General features: G+C 49.5%; 26 protein-coding genes. 5 read left to right on the top strand and 21 right to left on the bottom strand.

All coding sequences use genetic code 11. The annotated features are described in order from the left end of the window. Window positions 1–30: 30 nt before the first annotated feature. The 3 genes from BQ5453_RS07780 to BQ5453_RS07770 are packed head-to-tail and all read left to right on the top strand — an operon-like array spanning window position 31 to window position 1362. Entirely contained in the window at window positions 31–282 is a 252-nt protein-coding gene (locus tag BQ5453_RS07780; protein WP_071122749.1) for a hypothetical protein, read from the top strand. After that, the gene (locus BQ5453_RS07775; protein ID WP_071122748.1) at window positions 273–893 is read left to right on the top strand and encodes a phage virion morphogenesis family protein; all 621 of its coding nucleotides are present in this window, start codon (window positions 273–275) and stop codon (window positions 891–893) included. Before BQ5453_RS07780 ends, BQ5453_RS07775 begins: the two co-directional genes overlap by 10 nt. 7 nt (window positions 894–900) lie before the next feature. Next, the gene (locus tag BQ5453_RS07770; RefSeq protein WP_071122747.1) at window positions 901–1362 is read left to right on the top strand and encodes a hypothetical protein; all 462 of its coding nucleotides are present in this window, start codon (window positions 901–903) and stop codon (window positions 1360–1362) included. Here the strand turns inward: BQ5453_RS07770 and BQ5453_RS07765 are convergent. The 11 genes from BQ5453_RS07765 to BQ5453_RS07715 form a co-directional block, all read right to left on the bottom strand. Further along, the gene (locus tag BQ5453_RS07765) at window positions 1345–1614 is read right to left on the bottom strand and encodes a transposase (protein WP_071122746.1); all 270 of its coding nucleotides are present in this window, start codon (window positions 1612–1614) and stop codon (window positions 1345–1347) included. The two genes, BQ5453_RS07770 and BQ5453_RS07765, sit on opposite strands and share 18 nt — an antisense overlap. 130 nt (window positions 1615–1744) lie before the next feature. Continuing rightward, window positions 1745–2410, bottom strand: coding sequence for a DUF3164 family protein (locus tag BQ5453_RS07760; protein ID WP_071122745.1), 666 nt, complete (start codon window positions 2408–2410; stop codon window positions 1745–1747). A gap of 23 nt (window positions 2411–2433) precedes the next feature. Then, window positions 2434–2835: a hypothetical protein gene (locus tag BQ5453_RS07755; RefSeq protein ID WP_071122744.1), complete on the bottom strand. Its 402-nt coding sequence runs from the start codon at window positions 2833–2835 to the stop codon at window positions 2434–2436. Continuing rightward, window positions 2819–3094, bottom strand: a complete 276-nt coding sequence (locus BQ5453_RS07750) for a hypothetical protein (protein ID WP_071122743.1) — start codon at window positions 3092–3094, stop codon at window positions 2819–2821. Before BQ5453_RS07750 ends, BQ5453_RS07755 begins: the two co-directional genes overlap by 17 nt. 4 nt (window positions 3095–3098) lie before the next feature. Continuing rightward, window positions 3099–3356: a hypothetical protein gene (locus BQ5453_RS07745; protein ID WP_071122742.1), complete on the bottom strand. Its 258-nt coding sequence runs from the start codon at window positions 3354–3356 to the stop codon at window positions 3099–3101. Then, window positions 3353–3595: a hypothetical protein gene (locus tag BQ5453_RS07740; RefSeq protein ID WP_071122741.1), complete on the bottom strand. Its 243-nt coding sequence runs from the start codon at window positions 3593–3595 to the stop codon at window positions 3353–3355. Before BQ5453_RS07740 ends, BQ5453_RS07745 begins: the two co-directional genes overlap by 4 nt. 88 nt (window positions 3596–3683) lie before the next feature. Next, window positions 3684–4301: an ATP-binding protein gene (locus BQ5453_RS07735; protein WP_071122740.1), complete on the bottom strand. Its 618-nt coding sequence runs from the start codon at window positions 4299–4301 to the stop codon at window positions 3684–3686. 27 nt (window positions 4302–4328) lie between these two features. Further along, the gene (locus tag BQ5453_RS07730) at window positions 4329–5189 is read right to left on the bottom strand and encodes an AAA family ATPase (protein ID WP_071122739.1); all 861 of its coding nucleotides are present in this window, start codon (window positions 5187–5189) and stop codon (window positions 4329–4331) included. A 20-nt stretch (window positions 5190–5209) separates the two neighbouring features. After that, on the bottom strand, window positions 5210–7300 hold the full coding sequence (locus BQ5453_RS07725) for a DDE-type integrase/transposase/recombinase (protein WP_071122738.1): 2091 nt from the start codon (window positions 7298–7300) through the stop codon (window positions 5210–5212). 38 nt (window positions 7301–7338) lie between these two features. Continuing rightward, the gene (locus tag BQ5453_RS07720; RefSeq protein WP_071122737.1) at window positions 7339–7725 is read right to left on the bottom strand and encodes a hypothetical protein; all 387 of its coding nucleotides are present in this window, start codon (window positions 7723–7725) and stop codon (window positions 7339–7341) included. Window positions 7726–7913: 188 nt separating this feature from the next. Continuing rightward, window positions 7914–8408 carry a hypothetical protein gene (locus tag BQ5453_RS07715; RefSeq protein WP_071122736.1) on the bottom strand — a complete coding sequence of 165 codons (495 nt, stop codon included), beginning with the start codon at window positions 8406–8408 and terminating at the stop codon, window positions 7914–7916. An 83-nt stretch (window positions 8409–8491) separates the two neighbouring features. Here BQ5453_RS07715 and BQ5453_RS07710 point away from each other — a divergent pair, with 83 nt between their 5' ends. Further along, entirely contained in the window at window positions 8492–9175 is a 684-nt protein-coding gene (locus BQ5453_RS07710; protein WP_071122735.1) for a LexA family transcriptional regulator, read from the top strand. Between the two features lie 458 nt (window positions 9176–9633). On the opposite strand, the gene BQ5453_RS07705 is transcribed toward BQ5453_RS07710, so the two are convergent. The 9 genes from BQ5453_RS07705 to BQ5453_RS07665 all read right to left on the bottom strand — a co-directional run bounded on the left by BQ5453_RS07705 (window position 9634) and on the right by BQ5453_RS07665 (window position 22286). Continuing rightward, window positions 9634–9858, bottom strand: a complete 225-nt coding sequence (locus BQ5453_RS07705; RefSeq protein WP_071122734.1) for a hypothetical protein — start codon at window positions 9856–9858, stop codon at window positions 9634–9636. A gap of 1052 nt (window positions 9859–10910) precedes the next feature. Next, window positions 10911–11564, bottom strand: coding sequence for a DUF4923 family protein (locus BQ5453_RS07700; RefSeq protein WP_071122733.1), 654 nt, complete (start codon window positions 11562–11564; stop codon window positions 10911–10913). A 318-nt stretch (window positions 11565–11882) separates the two neighbouring features. Then, complete coding sequence (locus tag BQ5453_RS07695) at window positions 11883–15353, bottom strand: glycoside hydrolase family 84 protein (protein ID WP_083361161.1); 3471 nt, start codon at window positions 15351–15353, stop codon at window positions 11883–11885. 544 nt (window positions 15354–15897) lie between these two features. Then, window positions 15898–16470 (bottom strand): hypothetical protein, encoded by a 573-nt coding sequence (locus BQ5453_RS07690; protein WP_071122731.1) that lies wholly within the window; start codon window positions 16468–16470, stop codon window positions 15898–15900. Window positions 16471–16504: 34 nt separating this feature from the next. Next, entirely contained in the window at window positions 16505–17644 is a 1140-nt protein-coding gene (locus BQ5453_RS14740) for an A1S_2505 family phage non-structural protein (RefSeq protein WP_071122730.1), read from the bottom strand. A gap of 301 nt (window positions 17645–17945) precedes the next feature. Continuing rightward, entirely contained in the window at window positions 17946–18800 is an 855-nt protein-coding gene (locus BQ5453_RS07680) for an NUDIX hydrolase (RefSeq protein ID WP_235860053.1), read from the bottom strand. 725 nt (window positions 18801–19525) lie between these two features. Continuing rightward, window positions 19526–20617 (bottom strand): phosphotransferase enzyme family protein, encoded by a 1092-nt coding sequence (locus tag BQ5453_RS07675; RefSeq protein WP_022101133.1) that lies wholly within the window; start codon window positions 20615–20617, stop codon window positions 19526–19528. Between the two features lie 262 nt (window positions 20618–20879). After that, window positions 20880–21350, bottom strand: coding sequence for a low molecular weight protein-tyrosine-phosphatase (locus BQ5453_RS07670; protein WP_071122729.1), 471 nt, complete (start codon window positions 21348–21350; stop codon window positions 20880–20882). Between the two features lie 129 nt (window positions 21351–21479). Then, window positions 21480–22286: a protein phosphatase 2C domain-containing protein gene (locus BQ5453_RS07665; RefSeq protein ID WP_074027655.1), complete on the bottom strand. Its 807-nt coding sequence runs from the start codon at window positions 22284–22286 to the stop codon at window positions 21480–21482. A 537-nt stretch (window positions 22287–22823) separates the two neighbouring features. Between BQ5453_RS07665 and BQ5453_RS07660 the strand changes: the two genes are divergently transcribed. Continuing rightward, window positions 22824–24173 (top strand): alanine/glycine:cation symporter family protein, encoded by a 1350-nt coding sequence (locus BQ5453_RS07660; RefSeq protein WP_071122728.1) that lies wholly within the window; start codon window positions 22824–22826, stop codon window positions 24171–24173. 192 nt (window positions 24174–24365) lie between these two features. Here the strand turns inward: BQ5453_RS07660 and BQ5453_RS07655 are convergent, their stop codons facing one another. Then, complete coding sequence (locus BQ5453_RS07655; protein ID WP_022101129.1) at window positions 24366–26033, bottom strand: formate--tetrahydrofolate ligase; 1668 nt, start codon at window positions 26031–26033, stop codon at window positions 24366–24368. Window positions 26034–26335: the final 302 nt, after the last annotated feature.

The raw sequence follows: 26335 nt of genomic DNA, 5'->3' as shown, positions 1-26335 counted from the left end.
TTAATAATAATAATTTAATAAACAAGCGTTATGAACAAATTTTTCTCTTTTTTCGCAGCGTCTAACCGATACAAGCATCTCATCGGTGGCTTCATCGTCGCCACACTTGCCGGTTCTTTCTATGCTGCCATATATGCCGCAGCCGTCGCTGCATCGTGCCTCGAACTCAAAGACCGCCTAAATGGCAACCTCTGGGACTGGACAGACTGGCTCTGCACCGTTCTCGGCGGCATCATCGCAGCACTCATGTTTTACGTCTTATTCCCAATGGTATGGAATTAAAGGATTTCTCAAAACAACTAAAATCGCATAGTAAGCAAATCGACCATCTTATGCGAAGGCGCCTCCCCGTCATTGCAGGGCGTATGGCAAAGGACTTCTTCCAGAACAGTTTCCGCATCAGTGCCTTTGTCAATGGTGGGGTCCACCATTGGCAAACTACCGGGAGGCAGCTCGCAGGAGGCAAGACGGCAGCATCGCGCTATGGACCGCTACTTTCCTCACGCAACCATCTGTTCGCGTCCATAAAATACACGCCGTCAGACTATCGCGTCAAGGTGGCAAACGACCTGCTATATGCTCCCATACACAACTGGGGAGGAACACTCCACCCCTCTGTCACGCCTAAGATGCGACGCTTCGCATGGGCCATGTTCTATCGCGAGGCGGGCATCAAGCGCAACGCCTCCAAGAAAAGCAAAAAGAAACGTACCGACGAGGCTGCTGCAAATCCACGCGCACAGAAGTGGCGTGCCCTCGCTCTCACAAAAAAGAAGAAACTCTCCGTACATATCCCACAGCGACAGTTCCTCGGAGATAGCCGCGAGCTGCAGGACATGATACACGAACGCACTAAACAGGAAATTATCAAGATATTAAACTCTGAAAAATAAAATCATTATGGAAGAATTGTTCAAACTCATTATCGAACTCATCACTAACAAAATGACCGGTCTCTCACTCGTTGACGAAGACTGTGGTCAGTTGGAGGCAGGCATTGAGGAAGATGCCTACCCGGTCACCTTTCCGTGCGTCCTCATCGGCAATCTCGAAGCCGATTGGACCAATGTCGGCATGGGAGCCCAGAAGGGGCAGGTGCAGTTCTCTGTACGTCTCGCCGTCGATTGCTATGACGACACGCACTACGGATCGGGAACCGAGTCAAAGGTGGCAGAGCGTTTGCAAATGGCAAACAGCCTCTACACCGCATTGCAGTGTTTCCGCCCATTCGGATATATGTCGCCGATGATACGCACCAAGTCGCGTTTCTATTCTATGCCCGGTGGCATAAAGGTCTATGAGTACATCTTTTCGTTCACCATCCACGACGAGTCTGCTCTTCTCTCACAGCGTCGGGAATAGCTCCAGCTGGCTCGCGGTAAGCCGAGGGACCTTCACCTTCGGCAGTGGCTTCACGTTTACCATACCGCCCTCCCTGCACTTACGTCTGATGATGCTCATGATGCGCTCTTCCGAAATAAAGAACTCACGTTCTGAAAGAAGCTTCAGGGCATCATCAAAACGTAGGCGCTGCACCTCCGTCCAGTAATAGTAACGGCGGTACAGAGCCTCGTCCCTCAGCTTTATCAGCTCTTTATTCCTTCCTTTTTTCATAGTCTGCAAAAATAAACTTTTCCCCTTAAACCGCAAGCAAAAAGCCACCTAAATCGCTCATATTTAGGTGGCTTTATTCATCTTGCGCCCTCCAAAGGCTCAGAAAGGCTCAAAAAGGCCCAGCACATCATCACAACCTGCAGAAGCTCGGCTCTATGCGGCTCCACACGCCGTTCTCCGGATTGCGCTTAGAGAAGTAGTAGTTCGTCGCCGTGGTCTGAACCACATTGGCTTCCTTGAACAGACGCATGATTTCTGCATACTCCTCGTCAAAGCGGTCCTCCAGCTCATAAAGCTTCGAGATGCTCTTGTAGTCCAGGTCGCCCGTCTTGTTGCGTTCCAGAAGCGTCATCGCCATCTGGTACATCGGGTCCTCCACACCCTTCTCGCTCGCCTCCATGTAGCGCTTCAGGTAGTCCACAAGACGCTCGGCCGCAAGGTCTGCACGCTCGTCAAAACCCTTCACCTTGTTAAACTTCACCTCAAGCTTGAAGTCCCCGTCAGTGATCGTGTAGCTCTGCTGGCTCTCGTTCTTCACAGCGCCATACTCGCGCATGAGTTTCGTGAAAGCCGTCACCTCGTCGTCAAGCCATTTCTTGAAGCCCGAAACCTCACTCTCCAAGTTCTCCACTCTGCCCAGCACGTCATGCATAAACTGCCCACGCAGTGCCTCGTAGCTCTCGCGCTTCGCCATGCGGTCGTTCTTGGCCTCGGTCTGCAGCCGTGCTAACAGCTCGGCACGCTGCTCCTTTGTCATACCCTTCAAGGGGTCCACTGTCTCGTTCTTTGTTTCCATTGTCTTTTCTTTTTATGGGTTCATTACTCGTTTTCTTTCTTCTTGCGGTTCATGGCACGTAGTTTAGTGTTCAGGGTTGCCAGTTCCTCGCTGTTTAGGAAGCGGAAAGCCTTGCCCGCTATCCGTTTGTCCTCGCAGAAGCGGTCCACGGCTTTCCAGTCTGCCGTGTTCACACCCCACAGCTGCATCTGGTGTAGCACGCCACTACGCGCCTTGCGCTTCGCCTTCAGCAGAGCGGCACGACGTTCGTCGTAGCCCGCCACACGTTCCATTTCCTTGCACATCAGCTCATACTCTGTCTGGGTCATCTGCCGCAGGTGCTCTGTTCTCTCGTTGGTAAACTGCCGCACCAAGGTCTCCTTGTCTGCGCCGGGAAGCAGCTTCAGCAGCTTGTAGAACTTCCCGTAGTTATCGACGTGGTTCATGCTCCGCCTCCTTTTCTTTCCATTTCAGCCACGCCTCTCTCGCCACGGCAAGTGTCGTCGGCACGTCCCAGGTCAGCCCGTCGGCTGGCAGTATAGGCACGTTGTTGAAACACACATACACCTCACCGCTAAACTCGCGAGCCTGAACTATCGCTTCGCTCTCTCTAACCAAGGCTGCTGCTTTCTTCGCAGCCTTTTTCTCGTTGCGGGCCTTGCGCTCTGCGTTCAGCCACGCTTTCAACTCGTCTAAAACTTTCATTGTGTCAATATTTATGGGTTCTTTGTTTGTCATTTTCTCGTTTGTTGGGTTTCCACTTTATAGTCACTTCGGCGTCCATCTTGCCGCTGCCCTCACACACGGGGCAGATTTTCCATTCGCTGTCGTTCGGGCTGCTCCGGTCGCCTAAAAAACCGCCCTGACCATGACAGTATTCGCAAGTATATCCTCGGCTCTCGATACGTTCTTCCTTGCTGCCGTAAACTGGTGGCGTCAGCCATATCATTCGATGCTTACTGCTCATTGTTTCTCGCGTTTATATGTTACTCTCTCATAAGTGTGCCACTGGATAATCCGTGCCGCAAACATCAGGTCGGTAGTTTCCAGCACCACACACCCTTTGTTCTTCTGGCTGCGGTGTGCCGTCAGGTCACATTGCCAGTTACCCTCCAGCCATTCGTCCATCACGCTCTCCGCCTGGCTTTTCTTCAGCAGGATGTATATCGTGTCACCCTGCCGGTAGTCGTTCATGTCCTTACTCATTGCTTCTTGTCGTTATTGGTCCAATTTTCGTGCAAGCGAGTGCAAAGCCAAACTCGTTTGGTTTTGCCGAGTGCCGCCGAAAATCGGGCTAATCCTTAGCCCAATATTCTTCAGCTCGCTCCGCCCAGATGGTGTAGTAGCCCTTGTCCCCGAAATATCGCCCCTTCGATATGGCTCTATATCCCTCCACCCATATCTTCAGCGAGGCATCAAACATCACGCTCACCGCTGTACGCCCCTTCGGGCGTGTGCCCTCGGCTTGGCTGATGATGACGAGTAGTTTGTTCGGATGCCGGGACTTGAAGGCCAGATAGTCCTCAAAGCTCATGCCCGTATACTGGTAGGAGTCTATCACCACCGTGTCGGGGCTTTTCCTTTTCGACAGCCGCTTGTCAAGGTCCTCCATGCTCTCGGCATCCAGCAGCACCATTCGGCGCGCCACGTCCTGCATCCCGGCTCGTATAAAGGCGTTCTTCATCGTCAGGCTCGAACCTTCCTCCAGACTGTCATAAGCCACTCGCCCGAATCGGCATAGCTCCTTGCACAGCTTCAGCACGAAACTCGTCTTGCCGCTTCCGCTTCGACCCCACACGAACCACACTCCGTTCCGCTCAGGCTCGCCGAAAGCCTCGCGCCACTCGTCGCTCAGCTTGTAGGTCTGCTTCTTCATCGCAAGCAGCTCGCTCACGCTTATCGCTCTTTTCATATCGTTTGAATGTTATTTGAACACCGTTCAAGCGTCCATCTGCTTCACTCTGTGTACACCTTTCTTCACCCTCCGCAGGTCGAAGTCATACTGCTCGGCGTCCTTCACCACCTCAGCTATCTTCTTGCGGTCGGTCAGTCCGTTAGCCACGCAGATCGCATAAACGTCGTTCGGACTTGTCTGCTCCAGCTCGAAGAACTTGCGTCCTATCCTGGAGTGTATCTCGTTATAGCCTTTCTTGTCATAACGCAGTCCCATCTTCATCCTGCGCTTGATATAAGAGGTCGAGAAGAACACGATGCCGCATTTGTCCTCAAGCCTGTTATACAGGTCTATGAAGTAGTGGAACACCCTTTCCGTCAGCTTGTCAGCTTCATCGAACAGCAGCACCGGGTTCTCCGTCTGTATCAGCGCGCCGATGATCGCGTCAAGCATGTCTCTTATCGTCATGCCGTCAGTCCTCAAGCCTATCTTCTTCGCAATGTCGCGGATAAAGTCGCTGCGCTTCATGTCTTCCGAGCACAGAACGTAGTAGGCACCGCTGTGCTCACGCTCGTAAAGCCGCGCTGCCGTGGTCTTGCCGCATCCGGCTTCGCCCACCACCCAGGTCACGTTCTTCCATTCCTGGGCGTCAGTCATCGCATAGGCCATCTCCTTTGCTGCCGTGGTCTCCACCATCTGCCAGGCACCAGGGGTGGCGGTTCCCACCTGCGAGGCTATCTTTCTCCACATGTCGTCGCTGATGTTCTCCCACTTGCCGCTCAGCACCGAGCTTACCGTGCCCGCACTCGTACCGTCCAGACTGGCTGCTGCCTTGTTTTGGCTCGGATATTTCATCACATAGAGGCGCAGGGCCTCGCGTATCTGTTCTTTCTGTTTCTCGTTCATATCGTTTGTTTTTATTGATTCTACAGTTTTGATGCAATCTTCTTCTCCATCGGAAGCGGTATTCTTGGCGTGTCGCCATCATCACCGCCCTCCATCACGTCCAGCCAGTCGTCAAGGCTCAGCGATTTCGTGTGTCTTCCCAGCTGGTACTGCTCAGGAGGCTGCGAGTAACGCTCCATGCGGTGGTCTATCTGCCGCTGCACGGCTGCCGTCGTGCCCTTCAGCTTCGGACTGTGCAGACCCTGCTGCTCCGCGTCCGTGCCATGCTCGGCGGCTATCGTCCGGCCGGCCACCGTCCGCTCTATGCGGTCCTGAAGGTTGGCTTCCTGCTCCTGGCGGATGAACTTCGCATCGTCCGTCCCCTGCTGGTCTTGCAGGGCGCGGTGTATCAGTATGTAGGGTTCTGCCGTCCGCTCAAAGCGCAGCGAGCCGTCTGTGCCTTTTGTATAGAGTCTGATGCTTGCAAAGTCGTAAGGGTCGTAAGCCACGATGAAACGCTCGTAGGTGTGCTTCCTTCGCCACTCGTGGTCGGGTACGCCAGGCGAAGAGCACACTTCGTACTGGCGCTTCTCGCCTTTGATCGTCACCTGCAGACCCTGGTCCGTGAACGTCGCCATGCGTTTCGTAAACACCCAGAACATGTCCACCATGTCGTGCAGCGTCACTTCCTGGGTCTCCTCGTTCACGCTCTTCTCATACATGTCTATCCTGCGCTCGCCCGTCGCAGGGTGCACACCCTCGTTCCATTCCTTACGGGCTGCGGCATAAGCATCTTTCAGCTCTTCCAGAGTGTACAGACTGTCCTTGTTGGCTTCGATAAACTCCACGTTCGGCCTGCTCGACGCCTTCTTCGCCGTCACGTTCTGACCCGTGAAGCGCCAGTCCTTGTGCAGCACCTGAGCCTGAAACCGTCCGAACACGCTCTCTATCGTCTTCGACTCGCCGTTGTAGGGCTGTGTCGGTCTGTGTACGCGGCAGATCTTCCCGATAAAGCCGTCCGAGTCCAGCTTCTTGTGGCCGCCCTGGTTGTCATAAACAATCTCATAAGGCTTGTGTCCGCTCTTCTGGATTGCCATGCGGTAGGCGTGATATTGAGCCTCATAGTCCTCTGTGTCGCTGATGCAGTAGCCCAGAAGCACCTCGCTCATTGCGTCGATCACTTCATACACCTGGGTCGTCCGCACCTTGCCCTGTTCGTCCCTATAGTAAAGGTTCAGCTTCGTGCCGTCACCATACCATAGCGTGTCCCTGCGGGTCGGAAGTGCCGTCTTGTGCTTTCTGCCGTAACGCTGACGGGCTGCCTGCTCGCCATATACGGCGTCATACCATAAAGGCTCAACCGACGGGCTGTTCAGCCATTTCTTCATACCGCTTAGGCTTCTTATCGGCTTCCAGCCTCTTTCCTCGGCTATCTCGTTTGCCTTCTCAAACAGCTGCGCGTCGGTGTACACAGGAACCTTGCTACGCTTCAAAGCCACAATCAGTTTCAGAAAGTCACCGGTTATCTTCAGTGCCGAAGAGTTGCCCAGCTTGCCGCTCACCACGCTCTGGTAGCCATCGGCCTTCCAAGCCTTCAGTCGCGTCTTCAGTCGCGCCAATGTGCCCGGGAGCGTGTGGCCGTAGCTCTCGCGCATACGTTCCGAACTGTCAAGTATCAAGTCCCACGCACCCGACATCGGAGCGTTCAGACTGCTGCGGATGGCCTGGCGTCTTGCCACCATCTTCTCCAGCTCGCCAAGCACCGAGGCGTTGATGGTATATTCCTCTATCATCTTCTCCGTCAGGTGACGCTCTTGCCCGTCCTTGTCCATATAGGTGTAGGCTTCGTAATACTCACGCGCCTTCGCATCTATCTTTATGCTTGCCTTCGTCATAGCCTCTCGCATCTTTTCTTCTGGGTCGCCGTATGTCGCCACAAACCGCCGTCTGTACTTCTCCGGAATACTGCTCCACACATACAGTGCCTGAGTCCCCTCGCCGCCGCCACGCCTCGCACAAGCAATGTTGCTCCTGCATACGTTTTGACGCAAGGTGCTCGCCTTCATCACCGGCTCAACACCACCGGTCAGCTCGGCAAACGTCACGCACAATATCTTGTTGTAGTACTCCATTTCCTTTTGTCTTTGTTTTCCTTCTTGCGGTTCTCTCCTTACATAGTGGCGCAGCACATGGCTTCCACCTTCTCCTGCACGGTCTTGATGTCTGTAAACCAGGCGTGCTCGATGCGTTCCACCACGTCGCCTTTCTCGTCCTTCAACTCCAGTACGCCCGTGTTCTTGTCGCCTTCCCACATCCAGCCGTTCTCGAAGTGCTGGCGCATCATGTTGTCCGCGTCATGCACCACCTCGCTCGCAGGAGCCGTAACAAGCTCAAAACCGCCACGCTGAACGGCAAGGCAGCGTATCTTCTTTGCCAGGTCGCTCTGACCCTTCACCGGGTGAAAGTTCAATGCGTAGCTCACCATCTCCTTCGTCACGCCGAAGGCCTTTGCCAAAAATTCCCGCTGGGAGCGGGTTACTGTTATCACTCTTTTCATTGTCCGCTGTTTTTAGTTCGTTATTACTTTTGTTCGTGGAGTGTAGGGGAGTCGAACCCCACATGGCTATCCAGCGCATGGCAAACCTGCCACTCCTGCGGTCTTTCCCGCCGTCATCCGAGGCCGACCCTGCCGACTATCCAGTGCGGCGGCTGACTATCCAGTGCAGCCTCTGGGGCTTCCATTTGTTATCCTTCAATCTTCTTACCCTCGGCTATCTCATCCGTATAGCTAAATTCGCCGAACAACAACAATACTGGTTCTCCTACACCCATGACCCATTCACCCCGGCTATTATCTTTACCGTTTGGGGATGGAACAACCTTGTGAATACTACCAGGGGTCAAATTCGCGAAAGCTTTACCACAAGCATCGCATCGAATCACCTTCACATAACTTTTAGCACACTTTCGAGCCCCTTTACACATAGCCGCTTTCTTCCTGTCGCGCTCAGCTATCTCCAACAAACCGAGCGTATAACTTTTGCCTCTAAGCCCACAGTGCTTACACCTAAATTCATCGTAGATCCCCCTACGGTTTTTCTTTCCGACTTGGTTCACTTTTTCCCAGTCGTGACCATTTTGTAATAAATTCAATATAAACATACTCCTTATTTTAATTGCTAAAATTTGTAATTCTCGGCCTTTTTCACTATCTTTGGCCGCGCGTTTATTCTTAAACACGCTGCAAAGATAAACAAAATGTAGATACCAACAAAACTTTTGGGGATATTTTTATCCACAAAGTGTAGATTTATATACAGATTATGGATAAAACAAAGATGTTAGAGGGGCTGATAAGGCATTATACAAAAGGCAATAAAGCCCAATTTGCAAAGCTTTTGGGCGTATCTGCCCAAACAATAAGTGCATGGATTGCTCGTAATACGTTTGATGCTGAACTCATATACGCAAAGTGTAGATATGTTGATCCCTCATGGCTGCTCACTGGTGAGGGAGCAATGCTTCAGGAAACAGAAAATAATAATGCGCCGACCTCTAAGCACACTGTTGAGATAGCCCGCCAGGTTCCCCATGGCAGCAGCGAGGGCATACCACTCATACCGCTCGATGCAGTCGCCGGTTTTCCTGCCGAAAGTGGCGGTGGGGTACGTCTGGAGGACTGCGAGCGCTATGTCATACCGGAGTTCGAGAACAAAGGGGCAAACTTCCTTATCCGGGTGTCTGGCGACTCCATGGTGCCGCTCTATTATAGTGGTGATCTCCTCGCTTGTCGCAAAATCACAGACATCCGCTTCTTCCAATGGGGTACCGTCTATGTCCTCGAAACGAGCCAGGGGGTACTCGTCAAACGCGTGCAGGAAAGCGTAGATCATGCCGACAGCATTCTATGCGTGTCGGAAAACAGCAGTGTTCATCACCCTTTTCTCCTCCCACGCGACGACATACGCAGCCTGAGCATCATCGTAGGACTCGTCCGCCTCGTCTGATACTCACGTCACACGCATCACGCACACGCTCCACACCGCAAACCGTGTCGCGCACGCACATACATAGGTATAATAGGGTAGCAAAGCAGCCAAAACCCCGATAAACAGGGCGTTCCCGACATTCCGCAAAGGTTTATAACATGTCAAAACGTGGGATTATCCCCATCCCCTAAACGCCCGAAAATGACATCAATCACAATTTATTCGGAGTTATATAGGGGGTCAATCACCCGTTTTCAATGTTAAAACTGTCACTCCAAATGTCACACCAAGTAGAACATTTCGTTTTTCCTTGTCACACCAAACGTCACCCCAAGTGTCACCCCAAACCCGAAAAACGCCATTTTTCGCCCCTCTCAGGAGCAGTCAGAACGCAAAAACGGCTTGACCACTGTTCAAATCAGTGTTCAAGCCGTTCAAATGCCGTTATATCAGCGTTTTAGCCGTTTAAGCCATCCTTATTCCTTCTCTTTTTCCGTCCTGGGTCCTCTTATCAGCTCTCCCTGCCGGATCATAGCCTTTTTATTGAGTATAACACCTCCGTCAGCCAGTCCGGCGTGTAGCAGCGAGCTTTTCTTTATACCCACCTCCTCCTCTGTCAAAACCGTATAAATCGCCGATATTGAGCCGAAGTAGTAGTTCTTCCGCCCATGTATCAAATGCACGTGTATAACCTTTGTCATAACTGTTCCTTTCTGTTTCTCAAAATATTCGTTTTCGCTTGCAAATATACCAAATAATAACTATTTGGAAGAATTTACAATTATAAAAAGCAAAAAAACAAGCAAAATAAAAGGCATGGCCGCAACCACACCCTCTCTCATTCAATCACCACTCAAACAAGCCGTTTAAAGCCCCACCAGCGCCCATTTCCATGTCCAGACGATAAAGCCACCCACATGAGCAGCCATACGCGCCCAGAAGCCCACGAAATGCCCCATACAGCCGTCAGGACAGCCCAAAACATAACATTCTCAGCCCCGATGTAAAGCAATACACTTCAAACACCGTTCAAATCGAGCCCAAACGTAAAGCAAATGTAAAGCGAATGTAACGTTTCGTTTTTCCCTCTCATTTCGTTCATTATCCTCAAACCCTTTGTAAATCAACGCTTTCCCCGATTTCTCTATCACTCCACTTTTATACGTTTCGTTTTATCCCCCTTACACGGAGATGACGGATTTGACGGATTTTGTTGAGCATTGCATGCTCACTTAGCTATTTGCTCGTTGCTGCGTATAGGTACCTTACTCCATAATCTGTGCTAACGTATTTCGCCACGGGTACATTACGGGCAAATAGCGAAGTGAGCATGCAATGCTCACAAAATCCGTCAAATCCGTCATCTCCGTGGTGCTAAAGCACGTTGCACGAGCGAAAAAAATCCGTGCAATCGGTGTGATCCGTGTGCTATAATATCAGAATGGCTTTACCGGACAGCCTATATTATTTAGTAGAGTCCGTATTTTCCTCCCCTTTCTCGATCCCGACGCGAGACGCGTCGCCCCCATTAGAGCTAGCGTTTAGTTGTAGCGTTTAGTTGTAGCGTTTAGTTGTAGCGTTTAGTTGTAGCGTTTAGTTGTAGCGTTTAGTTGTAGCGTTTAGTTGTAGCGTTTGGGGCTTGAGTCCGTTTGCATGAAAGAATGCGAGCGCAGACTAAAGGGTCCGCGCTCGCATGACTTGTATTAACCGATGCAAGGAACAGTTATCTGGTCTGTTCCTCAGAGGGCATTACTTACTTGCTCAACTGCATGCCAATGTACATACCATTGTACTGGCTCAACACCGTCGAAATAGTGCTGGCCGTAGTGCTTTTGCTCAAAGCCGAAACACCCTTTATGAGTGTCAGCATCTTGCTGCTCTCAATGAGCAAACTCAATTTGCCATTATTCATGGCTACGTGCGGTGTCATCGAAGCCAAACCACCAAGATAAGTCATCTTGATTTTCTTGTTCTTAGCATCAAGTATATAGTTGCCTTGAATGGTACGTCCGCCCAAGTTGGCAGTATAGGTGTTATCCTTGTTAAAGGTAAAAGAGCACGCGCCCTTCTTTATACCCACTTTGGCCAGATTGTCATTTATTTCGCTCTCTACCTTGCTGGCAGCCACTGCGCCACCAGCCTTAGCCAGGAGATTTTCGCTTTCAAACACACAGTCGGCACCCGTGTAGTTCCATGTGCCTACAATGGATTCCTCCGAAAGTGTTGAACCACCCAACACACCGCTGAGCAAATTGCCAAGGAGCGAGGCGCCCGCTTCAATGGCAGACGATGTGGTGTTTGAACTTGACGAGCTGTTGCTATTAGTGATGCCTGCTGTTGTGCCACAACTTGTGGCAAGCATCATCGAGCCGGCCAAAACGGCCAATGAAATATATGACTTCTTCATTGCGATAATGATGTTTATTTACGCGTTAGCTGAATTAGTTGACGGGGTAACGGGGTAACGGGGTAACGGGGTAACGAGTTAACAGGTTTATGAGTTAACGGGTTGACGAGTTGCCCCCTAAATTCCGCCACGGTTTAGTTTATTATTTCAGTTGCAAAATTGGCAAAAAACTCCGAGATAGACAACTACCTCGGAGTTTAATAGACCAATCAGCGTTTGTTGTAGACGAACACCGACTGAATTATAAGTTGGCAGGAAAAGGCTACAACAGACTACAGGCAAATATATCTGTATCTGTCAACGCCCTTACGCATGAACTTACTTAATAATAGCCTTGACAGTTTCGGCTGTACCGTCAACCAAGGTCACCTTTACAATGACCATTTGCTGACCGCCAGCCGCTACGGGTATAACAGCTTGCTTAACACCACCCAATGACTGGCTGAAGATACAACGGCCATCGGCTGTGAAAGCCTCAGCCTTGGCCAGACCAAGAGCTGATTGCGCCGTGACGATGCCATTGGCCAATGTCATGATGGGAGCACCCGTTGTGGTGCCGGCTGTCACTTGCTCAATGCCGTCAACCACAGGAGGCGTGTCCGTATCAACAGCTGTTTCAGCCACCTCGTGTATGGCGGGCACCGTCTTGCCAGTCCACACAATCTTAATAGCCTTGGCAGCACGTTGGTCCTCGCCGAGACTGACCTTCACCACACCATTGTTGCTCTCGGCAGCGAGGTCGTCCCAGGTAGTACCGTCGTTTGTCACAGCAAACTTGAGACCGTCAACCGTTTCGGGCGTGCAGAAGAAAGTTACCGCTTTTACGTATGCAGCATTCAACAAGTTGTACACAAACTCGCCACCTGAGGCAGTAGTCAGTGTATAGACACTTGTCGAGGTTGAAGCATCACCATCAGTGGCATTGCCAATTTTTATACCACTTTCGTCCTGCATGGCCGTAAGTTCGTTGGCAGGCTTGCCATTCACCTCAATTTCACTCAGGCGCAACCACTTTTTACCGTCTGGAACTTCAGTCAGTTTGAAACGCACATAACGGGCCTTAGTCGGTTTGAACTTACCACTGGCATCAGTCGGAATAAAGTCTGTAGCAATCACGTCTGCGCCATCTGCCGTAGCAACCACCTTGTTCTGTGGCAGGTCGATACCGTACTCCACACTCTTGGTACCTGCTACATTAAGCGATGTCCACTTGCTGTTATCCTCTGAAATTTGAACCAATGCTTTCTTGGCATTATCACCATTGGTTGTACCCATACAGATGCGCACATTCTCAATGTTTACAGCCTTTTTCAGATTTATCTGGTACACATCGTTCACCTGCTGTTCCCGGTTCAAGCAAGTATAGGTGCTATAGTTGCCGTCGTAGAGGTAGGTTGCATTGTGATCTTGCCAATAGTTGGTAGCGGGGGCTGACGCTCCGGCCACCTCGGCGCTTGTAGCAAGGTCGATACTGAACACATTGGCTCTGAAACGCTGCGTCTGTTTTTCACCGCTCTTGTTCACCAACACTACATAATGCACATAACCCTCGGGGGCGGCGCCATCGGCTTCAACCTTGTTCCACACCTTGCCGTCGAGGCTGTAAAGCACCTCATAAGTATCAGCTAACGTGCTCTTGAAGTTGATGGCTGTCAAACGCGTGGGGTTGGCCAATGCTATGCCCACATATTCGCCATCTGCCATTTCGAGGGCAGAGGTTGACATGATATACAAATTGCTGCTACCGCCACGCACCGAAGCCTTGTCGGCATTTGCAGCATTGTTAGTAAACACGCTGACGCTGTTGCCTTTTGCAAAGAAATTGTCTACGGCGTGGGCATTGAGGTAGCCAGTTACGAAGGGGGTAAGATAGCGATATGACGCATGCGTCAGACGCTCGGACGTGCTGATGCCATCTGAGCCAAAGCCACTCATGTGCTTGGTCATATAAGCCGCGTCGGTTGACAGAGCAGCAGCCTTTTTGCTTGTCCCCATATAGGTTGACCATGCTTCCTCTGCATTGCTCATGCTGTTGCAAGTCAGGAAGGTCTTTGTTGTGATAGCCATGTCGCGCAGACGCACCACCCATGGTTTGATGTCGGTAAGCAGCAGTTGCTCGCTCTCGGTACCGGCGGTTTCGAGTGCCAACATCACCTCGCAGTTGCTCACAATCTCGTCCATCAAGGCGTTGAGTGCTGTGGCATCGCCACTCTTCTTGTAGTCGCTGATGAGCGTGTTGAGTGATTCGGGGTCGTTCTTGCTCAAGTAGGGGGCGAGGAAACGGTATGCCTTTTGTGCCGACTCATTGCCGGGCAGTACACCTTTGAACGAAGCCTCCCACGACTTCATGTTGTCAAAGCCCTTGTTGTTCCAGCAGTAGTCGCCAGCCGAGAATATGGCCGTTTTCGAGGCATCACCCTGCTCCATCGGGTTGCACAATATACCCTGGTTGCTGGCGGTCAGTTCGCTGGCAATGCTGCCACCGCCCACGTTGGGCATGTCCACAAAGTTGCTCTTCATGTCCAGGGGGTATATCTCGCTGGGGCCTGTGCCATTGTCGTTGCAGGGGTAGTTCCACCACCAGATGGCCTGGCGGCCAAACTGTGCCTGCAGCGTGTTGAGGTCGTTATTATTGGGCACCGACCACACACCGCCACCGGTATAATAAACCGTCACATTGACGGGCAAACTGCTCATTGCCTGGAAGAAGCTGTTAAACTGAGAATCGGGGCCAGCAAAAGCGCGGCAATATATTTGCGGTGTAAAGCGCAGGGCCTTCACCGTATCTGCCGGATCGGCGCCCGCAATATTCCATTTATCCTCAATGGCATGCTGTATAGCACCCACATTGTCGGCCGTCTTCTTCATTGTGGCCTCATCACCAGGGACATTCACATCATCGGCAAAGATGGCAAACTGACGGAAACCGAGGTCGTACATACTGCCAAACTTCTTCATTACGTCATCCACCACCGTGGCACTGTACATGATGGCGTTACCCGGGTGAATAGCCCACACCACGCTTACCTTGGTATCGGCAGCCACACTCGTAAAGTCCTTCAAATCCTGTTGGCAGACAAACCCTGAGGCCTTTTGGCTCTCTGTCAGTTCGGTAGGATATGGTTCCCCCCACTTGCCTGAGTGGTAAGGGTCGCTCTTGGGACCGTACACATAACAGTTCATTTTGTAGCGCATCATGAAGCGCAACAAGTCCTTGCGCACACTGCTTGAGTAAGGTTTGCCATAAAAGCCCTCAATAATGCCGCGCTCCTTCAAGTCGGCATAGTCGTTGATGGTCACAGTCTCGAGGTCTGCAATGCCATTGTCGAGCATCTGCTCGAGCGAAGCCAGTCCGCAGAAGGTGGCATCGGTGTTCTCGCCCAACACCAGCAAGCGCGCAGTACCCTGCCCACCATCGGTGAGCGACACAATGTGACGGTCAAACTTGCCTTCCTTGCTCAGCACGTCGAGTGACAGACCGAGTTCGGCTGCCACCGCATTGCCTCGACCATTGGTGCCATTCACACCCAGATAGATGTTGGCCGCAACGGACGAAACATCGTCCAGGAATGTGGCTGTTATGCCATGTGCTGACAGAATGTTTGTCAAGCGATTCTTGGTAGACTGGTCAATGCCCTTGTCGCACGACACTGTCACCTCCGTTGGAAAACTCACCTTGCCTGTTCCAGCAGTTTGCTCATGCGGCACAGGATAGATGGTGTATTGCGCCATCATCGTCGAGGGGAAGATGAGGGCGGCCATACCTATAAATAAGGATTTCTTTTTCATTGAATTGTATAGGGTTATTGTTAGATGCTGAAAACTACTTGCAAGGCGCACATGCGCCCTTTGCCCGCAAAGGTATTTATTTTTCGTGAAAAATCTGCCAAAAGCCAACGAATTGTTCAAGATGGGGCTTATTCAAACTTCTAAACGCATCTGCCAGACACTTTAACGCAGTTGACGGAATTAGCAAACAGATTGACAAGTTAACGGGTTAACAGATAAGTTTGCTAACGCGTTAATATAGCATTGACGTTCTGCTGTAAAATGCACTATCAAGTTTTTGTACAATTTGCCTGCACTCTTCACTTTCGGCCGTATTCAATTTTAAGTTGCCTGAGACGCGCTGCAAAAAACACAAGTACTAATGGGAACAACGCGTCCGTGAAAATTAAAGCAAAGGCTCACAGACATGAGTATAATTAGCACAGTCTGAGAGCCTTTATTTAGTGTTTGAGCATTGCATTTTTCCGCGGGACGCGTTGCCCCCATTAGAGGTTGCGTTTGAAGCTTGAGCGCGTTCGCATGTATAGTTCGATTTTTTTTGTTATTACTCAGTCCAGATGTTTTCCCATGCTTCTTTTGTTTGTGCTCCTTTCAGTGGATTTACAAACGCAGGATGTTGGGGTGTCGTGCCTTCACACTTCTTTATTTCGCCATACAGCCACACTTCGTTTAAGGCTGCTACCGAAGTACCCTTTATGTCTTTATCTCTCTTCCACATGTTCTTGTACCAATCATGAGCTTTGTAAGCAAGTTCTATCACTTGATTACGAGTGAGTACATAACATCTGAATGTAGACGTGTCATTCTCCGAATCTACGGCGATAAAAACCCACGGGCCGATAACACGTTCCTTAAGAAAATCCAGGTCTAAACATTGGTCTATTGTAAATCCCAAAGGGAATGATTTTCCCTTTGTCGTTTTTACCTGAATCAATGCAGTACGTGGCTTCCACATCTTTGCATCTTCGGGTCTTAGACATATAATGTCCACCGATTTGTAATTGTTGTATGTGCTATTAGCATTAAATGCGTCCCAGCCTTGCTGCATGAGTCTCATCTGCACGTAGCTTTCTCCAATAGCTCCAAGTCGTGCGTTTTGTCCATGATTATTTGCCATGTCATTAGTTGTTTATTATAGTGTTAATCGTTTGTTACCTCCAGTCAAATTCTTCTACGCCCAATATCTCCAATCCCTGGTATTTCCATCTTTCCTGATCAAAGTTCGGGGTATATTTTGTCATAAGCACTCTTACCGCATGATCTTCTGCTGATTCTATTGCGAGATTGAAGTCCATAACACGCTCATTAACATCTCTCGCCAATTCATTTTTGCCAATTTGATAATAGACGGTACCTATTCGCGTAATACTGGCCTGTTCTCTGAGGCAATCGGTCAATAGCCAACTATTATTATCGAGGATGAAGCCATAGAATCCACTCCCATCAGCATCACCCATGGCTCCTAAAGCCAGATATTGTGGTGTGTTATCATTCTTCTCTTGTACTTTAATGACATCACCTGTGTATATTATCTCACCGTTGATGTCTCGAAAATTGGTTTGCACACCAGCATATATCCTTTGACATACATATCCTCTGCCTTTACATTCGTCATGGAAAACTTCCCTAACAACTGCATCGTTATGCTCCTCGGCGTATTTGTCGTCCGTTTCCCATACATACATTTGGTTTCTATCAAAGAAGAAATCGCCAAACTTGGCATAGCCGAACTCGCCACGTCCCTTTATATAACGAACTTTCAGGTCGGGTAAGAAAGTCTTGACACCAGCTCCAATCTCATATTTATGTAGAGTTGTGTACTTTTTTAGAGTTTTTAGTGTCCATACCTTTGGAAAATTTGAATATGATGGACTTGTACGCCATACGCCACATTCTTTGCCTATAATATCCCACCATATTTTGGGTAGTGCAATATTCGGAATGTTCACAGCTTCCTCAAACAGCGGTGCAATATACATATCATCAAATCCTGCAATGCCACAGCCTATGCGTGTAACCAAAAATCTGTTATTCTGATGTGTCTTGGCGTATTCGAGAAACCTATTTACGTAAGGTTCAATAGTTTCTACATCACCTTGCATAGTGGGGATTGCATAACATTGACCTGTAGGACCAACGCCAACACCCCATTCTGCGCCAAATTTTTCCATGGCCACACGTGCTGCGCCACCACTATGATAGCCTTTAAGGTTGCTACCAAACACAAAAACTTCGCAACATGACAACTCTGTGATTTTATTGGGAGTTGCCGAAAAATCTCTAAGTTTCATAGTCTTTACATTTAATGGTTATTAGTCTGCCATTATTAGTTTTCCTTTTTCACTCAATTTTGATTTGCCACATTTTGGACAATGCCCTTCTACAGAATTCCATGTGCGAAGCCCATCCATTCGCCCACATTTTGGGCAAATTGGATATTGTTCTTGCAATGGCACCTTTACTATATCATTGCAATGTGAACAGAAGAAGTAGTAATTAGTCACAAACATAAAAGCTTCGTAGACGCTTGCGTCTGCCATAACTACATATCCGCACTTTGTGCATTTATAACCTCTTAACGTAGCCATAGTGTTAAAATTCTAACTTAAAGCCTTTCTGTTTTAGCTCATCGTATTTCTCACGATTAAAACTAAATAGATATGCTTTACGTTTAGGAGTAGGCCAGACAGTTTCCTCTAATTGAGTGAGAATGTCGAGGTAAAGCATTTTCTTGGCAAAGTTGCGTCGGTCAAAGTTTACACCTAAAATTGCCTCATATAGCATTTGGAGTTCTTTTAATGTGAATTTATTAGGCAATAATTCAAAACCGATTGGTTGGAAGTGAATGCGTTCACGCAATTTATCTAATGCCATACGAAGAATGAGGTCATGATCAAAAGCCAGTTGTGGTATTTCGTCCATACTGAACCATTCCGCTTTGGCTGCATCATCGCCACCTTTTACTTCTGCAATCTTCACAAGAGCGAAAAAGGCAATAGAGATGACACGTTCACGAGGATCACGATTTGGATCAGTGAAACAATGAAATTGCTCTATATAATAAGGCGACAGATTGGTTTCTTCTTTTAGTTCTCGTAATGCCCCCTGCTCCGCAGATTCATCCATTTTCATAAAGCCACCAGGAAAAGCCCACTTCCCTTTGTATGGTTCTGCTCCTCGTTCTATGAGCAATACTTTTAATTTCATTCCATCAAAACCAAAGATTACACAGTCGGTTGCTACCGATGGATGTGGATATTTGTAACTGTACATTTCTTGCTCCATTTTTACATTGCGTCTATATCTTGTGTAAATTTTACACTGCAAATATACACAATAAACGCCACCAACCAAATCTTTTACGTAAGAATTACACAAGAATAGATACAGTTGTTTGATTCGGTCGCTACTTTTAGCAATATCTGTTGATTCCAGCAGAATTATCAAGGTTGTTATCAAACAACACCATAACACTGATTATCAACGCAATGCACACAATAATGCAAAGTGTATTCCTAATAAGTAGGTGTTCAAAATTATTTTATATAATCAGTAGGTGTCATTTTCACATTGAAAGCACATTCTCGAGGTACATCTGTTTCCTTCGGCCTCGGTCACATAGCCCGCTATGCTCCCTCACCCGAAGGGAACATCTGCACCCCGATAATGCACTTTCAATGTAAAAATAATTTTGAACACCTACTTATCATATTATTCGATGCTTTATTTACCACCATCAAAGGTGGTAACTTACCACCTTTGATAGTGGATAACTTGGTTAATCATTTGTATCGAAACCATACAATGATGGGGAGATGACTCTTTGCTCATTGTTCACGGCTGAATTTTAGATATCATCTTCAAAAGCTCAAACAATGCTGTTTCCGTTTGGGTTATGTGGAACAGATTTTCAAGGTCAAGCATCTCGTTCACGGTCATTCCCTTTTCTTTCCACTCTACAACAAGAAAACTTCCGCCCGAATAAAATAAAGCCAACTACATTATTTTATGAAGTCGGCTTTTATTTGATAAAAGAGTTTATTATACAACTGAGTCCACTTTAAGAAGTTGTTCTTCAAAGTGGACTCAGTTATTTTTTATTAGCGTCTGATTTAACTCAAAGACCGGCAAGTTGATTGGGACGCCCCTTCAACTTGACTTCCTTTAAGGGTTTATGCAAGCTGCTGCTTGATGAAAGCTACCATTTCGGGTTCCTTCTCCTCAGCACGCTTGAGCAAAGTGAGCTGGTTGCGTGAACGCACGAGGTTGTGCTCGGGATACTGAATTTTGTAGTAAGTATCGCCATTGAGGTAGTCGGCAAAGAAACGCACCAACTGCATGTAGGGGAAGAGCTTGGCAGCGTAGGGCAAGTTCTCGATTTCGATGGGGGTGAGGAAGGCACGCGCCGTCTTCAGATAACCTTCGGTGAACGACTTGAAGATGTCCATGCGGAATTCGATTTTGTCATATTCCGGACTATCCTCGGGCTGGGTGTTGGCAGCTGAACGAAGGAAATCGCCAAAGTCTGAGAAGATGAAGCTCGGCATAACGGTGTCGAGGTCGATAACGCAAAGCACGTTGTCGTTCTTGTCGAAAAGGATATTGTCAATTTTGGTATCGCAGTGTGCAATGCGCTTGGGCAATTTGCCTTCACGGTAAAGGCGCTCGCTGCGGCACATGTCGTCGGCACGCTTTTCTATTTCGTCGATAATATCCTTCACACCGGCTGCACGACCCATCTTGTCTTCCTTAACTGCATCGTGGAACTGCTGCAAGCGGAACTCAATGTTGTGGAAGTCCTTAATGGTCTCACCCAACTGCACAGGGATATCTGCCAGCATGGCCTGGAAGTCGCCAAATGTTTCGCCCACAATCTTTGAACCTTCGGGGGTTACACCTGTCTTAGATACTGCATCGGGTATGAGCACCATTACGCGCCAATACTTGTTATCGAAGATGTAGTAGTACTTGCCATCCTTGCAGGGTACAAAGTGCAGCACCTTGCGGTCGATGTCGTCGGTGTGCTTTGCCTCAAGCTTTTTACGGATATGGGTGGTCACAGCCACAATGTTGTTCATCAACATGTCCACATCGGGAAATATGGCATTGTTAATGTGCTGGAGCACATAATCGGGTGCATCGGCCTCGGCCGTTGTCACCTTGTAGGTTGTATTGATAAGGCCGTTGCCAAGAGGCTTTACTTCGGCCACTGTACCGTTAATCTCGAACTGATTGGCAATGTGCTGCAAATCTTTCTGTTCCATGATATTATATGTATTGCGTGTTTATGTTGTTAATAGTTTCTTGTTATGTTGGCAAATATCGGGGTTAACAAGTTGACAAGTATGAATGGCTTTCAAGTCAGCGCTGTTAAAAGAGAAGCGAACAAAGTGCTTGCCCTGCAAGCTGATTGCTTGCCACCTCTCCCTTTCAACATGTCTGTTGATGTTTTGCCTTAGCTTATTCTTAGTGCAAATGTAACATTTTATTTTGACAACTGCATTTTACAGTAGCAAAAACGCATTGTTAATTTGCAGTTAGTTGGAGCAACAGTCCCTCACAGGCGTCCTCGAGCAATTCTATAACCAGTTCAAACCCCTTGGCTCCGCCATAATAGGGGTCGGGTATGATGGTTACGTCCTCGTGGTGCTGCAGGTAGTCGGCCATCATCACCACTTTGTTGCGTGCTGCTTCGTCGGGGGCCATCGACAGCAAATTGTCGCGGTTGCGCTCGTCCATGGCAATGATGAGATCGAACTTGTCAAAATCGGCCATTGTGATGGGGCGCGACCGGTGTGTGAGGTAATAACCATGGTCGGCAGCATGGCTGCGCATACGTTTGTCGGGCAGTTCGCCCTCGTGATAGTTGATGAGACCTGCCGAATCGATGTGAAAGTCAACATCACGGCCGGCCTTGTGGACCATTGTGCGGAATATTTCCTCGGCTGTGCACGAACGGCAGATATTGCCGAGGCAAATGAATAGGATATTTGTCATAATGGGCGCGAAGTTAGCATGAATTTCAATACGGGGCAAGTTTGGCGGGAGGGATTTAGATGACGAGGGGAGGGAGTCTGTGACGAGTTAGTGAAGTTGGCGGAGTTGGTCACCCCATCAACCCGCCTATCAATTTGTCGCGATGCGCAGGTAGCAGCGGTCGTCAAACGACACATTGCCCGCCATCAAGCATTTGGTGGCCGCATTGGCAGCGATGCAAAGCGGGTCGGACTGCAACACTTGCTGCAAATACGCCTCGGTGGGCTGCCAGGTGTCGAAGAGCATGGGGTAGCCGTCTGAAGCAAGCACCACCTCCCCCACTCCCTTTGGCACCGGCAATTCGGGCACCAGGGCGTTGTCAACTGGTGTGCCGTCGAACACGGGATAGCGGTAGGGGTTATATGGATTGGGATCATTCTGAAAATTGGTCTGCTCACGCAGTGCATCGAATATTATGGCGCGGCCAAGGTCGTTGGCCATGATGTCGGCCGCAGTATGCCCATGCGCCAACAGGTATTGCACGGCATGACAACGTGCGTCGGTCAGTATGGTGTCGACTAATTTGTTGTGTGTGTAGGTGGTTCCGCCAAAACGGCATAAGCAGTCGCCCACCTGCCACACCACACGGCGCGCTGCACTGTAAATGACGGCCGAACAGGTCAGACGGTATTCGGCCTTTGTGGCGGCTTGCGGCACATTGTGTGCTGCAAGCACGTCGGTCAGGTGGTGCAGCATAGTGGCCTTGTCGGCCAATGGGGACAAGGTGTGCAGGGCCTTGCACACCAGTTCCATGGCCATGCGTCCGCCATTGCGCCCGGCCACTTTGGAGGTGCTGCCGTCGACAACTGCCGCAAAATGGGGAGTGACCACCCAACCGTCTTCACACAACTGCGCATTGTTGCGTTTGCCTTGTATGAAATGCTCGATTATTTGCATATATTTGCCTTATTGTTAGTATTTATTGCGAGTTCTACTACAAAAGTAACAATAAAAGCGAAAAATGTTATACTTTTGCACAACAATAACCCGTTGACGGGATTCTTGGTTAACGGATTAACGAGTTGACAAGTTAACAAGTAAGTATGTTTTACACCAATTTATTATGCTAAAGTCACTCAAATTTCGGATTTAGCAAGTGCGGGCTGAAAGCCCAATGCAATCCATAGCCCGGGGCAACGCCCTGGGTCGCCCGCAAGAAGAAACGTTACGCCCTGTAAGGGCAAAAGTATGATGAAGTGGCTTTACTTCTGCCCTTACAGGGCGTCACTTCCTTGTTCAATTCCACCCAGGGTGTTGCCCTGGGCTATGAATTACATTGGGCTTTCAGCCCGCACTTGCTAAATCCGAAACTCGAGTAAAGTCATAAGGGTAAGAAGCTCAAAAAGCTTGGCAAACTTACCTGTCAACCCGTTAACTTGTCAAGTTGTTTACTTATTCCGCCAACGCACAATAATACAAACAAAGAACTATACAATGTCTGCACTAAACGACTTTCTTACACTTATAAACGGCCACCTGTGGGGGGTGCCCATGATTGTGTTGCTCCTTGGCACGCATTTGTATCTGACCATACGTTTGCGCTTTCCACAACGCTACATATTTAAGGCTATCAGGCTCAGCATAAAGCGCGACAAAGGCTCGACAGGCGATGTGAGCCAATTTTCGGCCTTGGCCACAAGCCTGGCCGGCACCATTGGCACTGGCAATATTATAGGTGTGGCCACCGCAGTTACCATGGGTGGGCCGGGGGCCGTGTTTTGGTGTTGGATGACAGGCGTGTTGGGCATTGCTACAAAATATGCCGAGGGATTGCTCGCCATTAAGTACCGCATCACAACAAAGGACGGCAAGATGCTTGGCGGACCGATGTATGCCATTGAGCGCGGCCTTGGCTGCCGCTGGCTTGGAATAGTTTTTGCCCTTTGCACCGTGTTGGCCTCTTTCTTCATTGGCAACATGATTCAATGCAACTCCATATCGATGCTGCTGCACGAGGGATATCATATTCCGCCCCTTTACACCGGCATCGCCATAGCCTTGCTCACCTGTGCAGTCATCATGTTTGGCGTTAAAGGCATTGCCCGTGTGTGCGAGGGGCTTGTACCTTTCATGGCACTGTTTTATGTAGGGGGTTGCTTGTGGTTGTTGGGCATTAACCACGAATATGTGTGGCCGGCACTGAAGCTGATTGTGACAGATGCCTTTACACCGCACGCTGCAACAGGCGGTTTTGTGGGTTCTACCATGATGATTGCCATGCGCTATGGCATTGCCCGTGGCTTGTTCTCAAACGAGTCGGGACTTGGCTCTGCCCCCATTGTGGCTGCGGCTGCCCAAACGCGCAACCCGGTGCGTCAGGCGTTGGTTAGCTCTACCTCGCCTTTTTGGGACACGGTGGTGATTTGTGCCATCACGGGACTGGTGCTTGTAAGTTCTATCATGGCCGACCCTGGCATTGACTCGACAGCAGGCGCCACACTCACCAAGGTGGCATTCGGACAGATTCCCACTTTTGGCCCGTTTGTGCTGACGATGGGTATACTCACTTTCTCATTCAGCACCATTCTGGGGTGGAGTTACTTGGGGGAGAAAGCACTCGAATATATGTTTGGCCGCAAGGCACGCTATGTGTACCGCATTTTGTGGATTTCGGCTACTTTTATAGGTTCCGTTACAGCCATAAATCTTGTATGGAATTTGGGTGATACGTGCAATGCCTTGATGGCTCTGCCTAACATTGTGTCGCTGCTCCTGCTGTCGGGCGTGATTGTCAAGGAGACACGCCACTACTTGTGGGAGAACAGGCTGGACGAGGAGGGATAGCGAGCACAGCTCGCTGATGTGCAGATGTGCAGATGTACAAATGAAGGCTGACGCCGTAGCGTGTTATAAACAAAAACGCTACGGCGTCAGCCTTTATATTCTTTTGTTTTCTGCATTAGCGGCCAACAGATCACGCTACGGTGTCTGCCGTATTAAGCAGGTGTTCAAAGTTATTTTCACATTGAAAGCACATTAACTCAAGCCAATGATTTCGCCATCAACATAATCGATGTGGTTGGCTTGCGGATCCTTGGGCAAACCAGGCATACGCAAGATGTCACCAGCAATGGCTACTATCATCTCGGCACCTGCGTTGAGCACAACGTCCTTTATGAGAATGTTGAAACCACTCACCGCACCATACTGCTTGGCATCGGCCGAGAATGAGAACTGCGTCTTGGCAATGCACACGGGGAAGTGGGCCATACCGTGTTCCTCGGCCAACTTGATGCGTTTCAAAGCCGGCTTGGCAAAGGTGACACTGGCCGCACCATAAATGGTCTTGGCCACCTTCTCTATTTTGGTCTTGATGGAGTCGTTGTCGTCGTAAGTAAAGTGCAAGGGCTTCTGCGAGGGGTTCTTGTCAATGGTGTCAACCACGAGCTGTGCCATCTCCTTGGCACCCTCACCACCATCGGTGTAGGCATAGTTGATGACGAAGGGCACGCCGAGTTCCTTTTCGCAGTGTTCGCGCAGCAACGCCATCTCTTCCTCTGTATCGGTTACGAAACGGTTGAACACGACAACAACGCTCTGGCCAAAGCCCTGAAGGTTGTGTACATGGCGGTCGAGATTGGCCAGACCGTGACGCAAGCCTTCCTCATTAGGCTCCTTAATTTTGTCGAGCTCTACGCCACCGTGCATTTTCAAGCCCTGGGCTGTGGCTACAATCACAGTCAAATCGGGTTCGAGACCGCTCTTGCGACAAAGAATGTTGTAGAACTTTTCGGCACCCAGGTCGGCACCAAATCCGGCCTCGGTGATGGTGTAGTCGGCATGGCTCAACGACATGCGTGTGGCAATGAGCGAATTGCAGCCATGGGCAATGTTGGCAAACGGGCCACCATGCACAATGGCTGGTGTATTTTCGGTTGTCTGCACCAAATTGGGCTGTATGGCATCTTTGAGCAACACCATGATGGCACCAGCCACACCAAGATCCTTAACAGTGAAAGGCTTGCCGTCGTAGGTATAGCCCAAAAGTATGTTCTCAATGCGACGGCGCAAGTCTGCCTCGTCCTGTGCAAGACAAAGAATGGCCATCAACTCTGATGCGGGGGTTATATCGAAACCAGCCTGCTGTGTAATGCCATTGGTTGCCGGACCGAGTCCGGTAACGATAGAGCGGAGCGAACGGTCGTTGACATCGAGCACGCGACGCCAAAGTATTTCGCGCAAGCCGAAGCCTTCCTTCTCATGCTGGTAAAGGTAGTTGTCGAGCAGGGCAGCTATCATATTGTGAGCCGAGGTGATGGCATGGAAGTCGCCAGTGAAGTGCAGATTGATACGTTCCATTGGCAGCACCTGGGCATATCCGCCACCTGCTGCACCGCCCTTCATGCCGAAGCAAGGACCAAGCGAAGGCTCGCGCAACGCCACACAAGCCTTCTTGCCAATAGCATTAAGACCAAGGGCAAGACCAATGCTCACAGTCGTCTTGCCAATGCCGGCACGTGTGGCCGTAATGGCTGTTACCAAGATGAGCTTGCCTTTTTTCTTCTCATCAATGAGCGAAAGGGGCAGTTTGGCAATGTGCTTGCCATAGTGTTCGATGGCTTCGGGGTCGATGCCCAACTGCTTTGCTACCTCGTCAATGCGCTTGAGCTCTGTGCTGTGCGCAATTTCGATATCTGTCTTCATTAGCTTGTTATTATGATAGGTAATGTTAGTTTTGCGTATGATGCAATGCCCACAAGTGTGTTTTCGCCAATACTTGCAAGCGGAGCCGCCAACACGCATACTCCTTAGGCGGCACAGGGTGTGATAAAAAGAACAAGAGTATGCTTTCTGCATCTACAAAAGTACAGCCTTTTGCAGTAACTGCAAAGCGAATTGATAGTTTTTTGAGACTTTGCTTGAAAGTGTTTGGCACGGCAGGGGCATTTGGGCCACACTGCATGCCAGCATACAATAATTGCGCATATCACAAGCTGTGCACGCTA

Source organism: Prevotellamassilia timonensis (genome assembly GCF_900106785.1).
GTDB lineage: Bacteria > Bacteroidota > Bacteroidia > Bacteroidales > Bacteroidaceae > Alloprevotella > Alloprevotella timonensis.
Note: the sequence above shows the minus strand (reverse complement) of the source record. Positions and strands in the feature narration are given on the sequence as shown.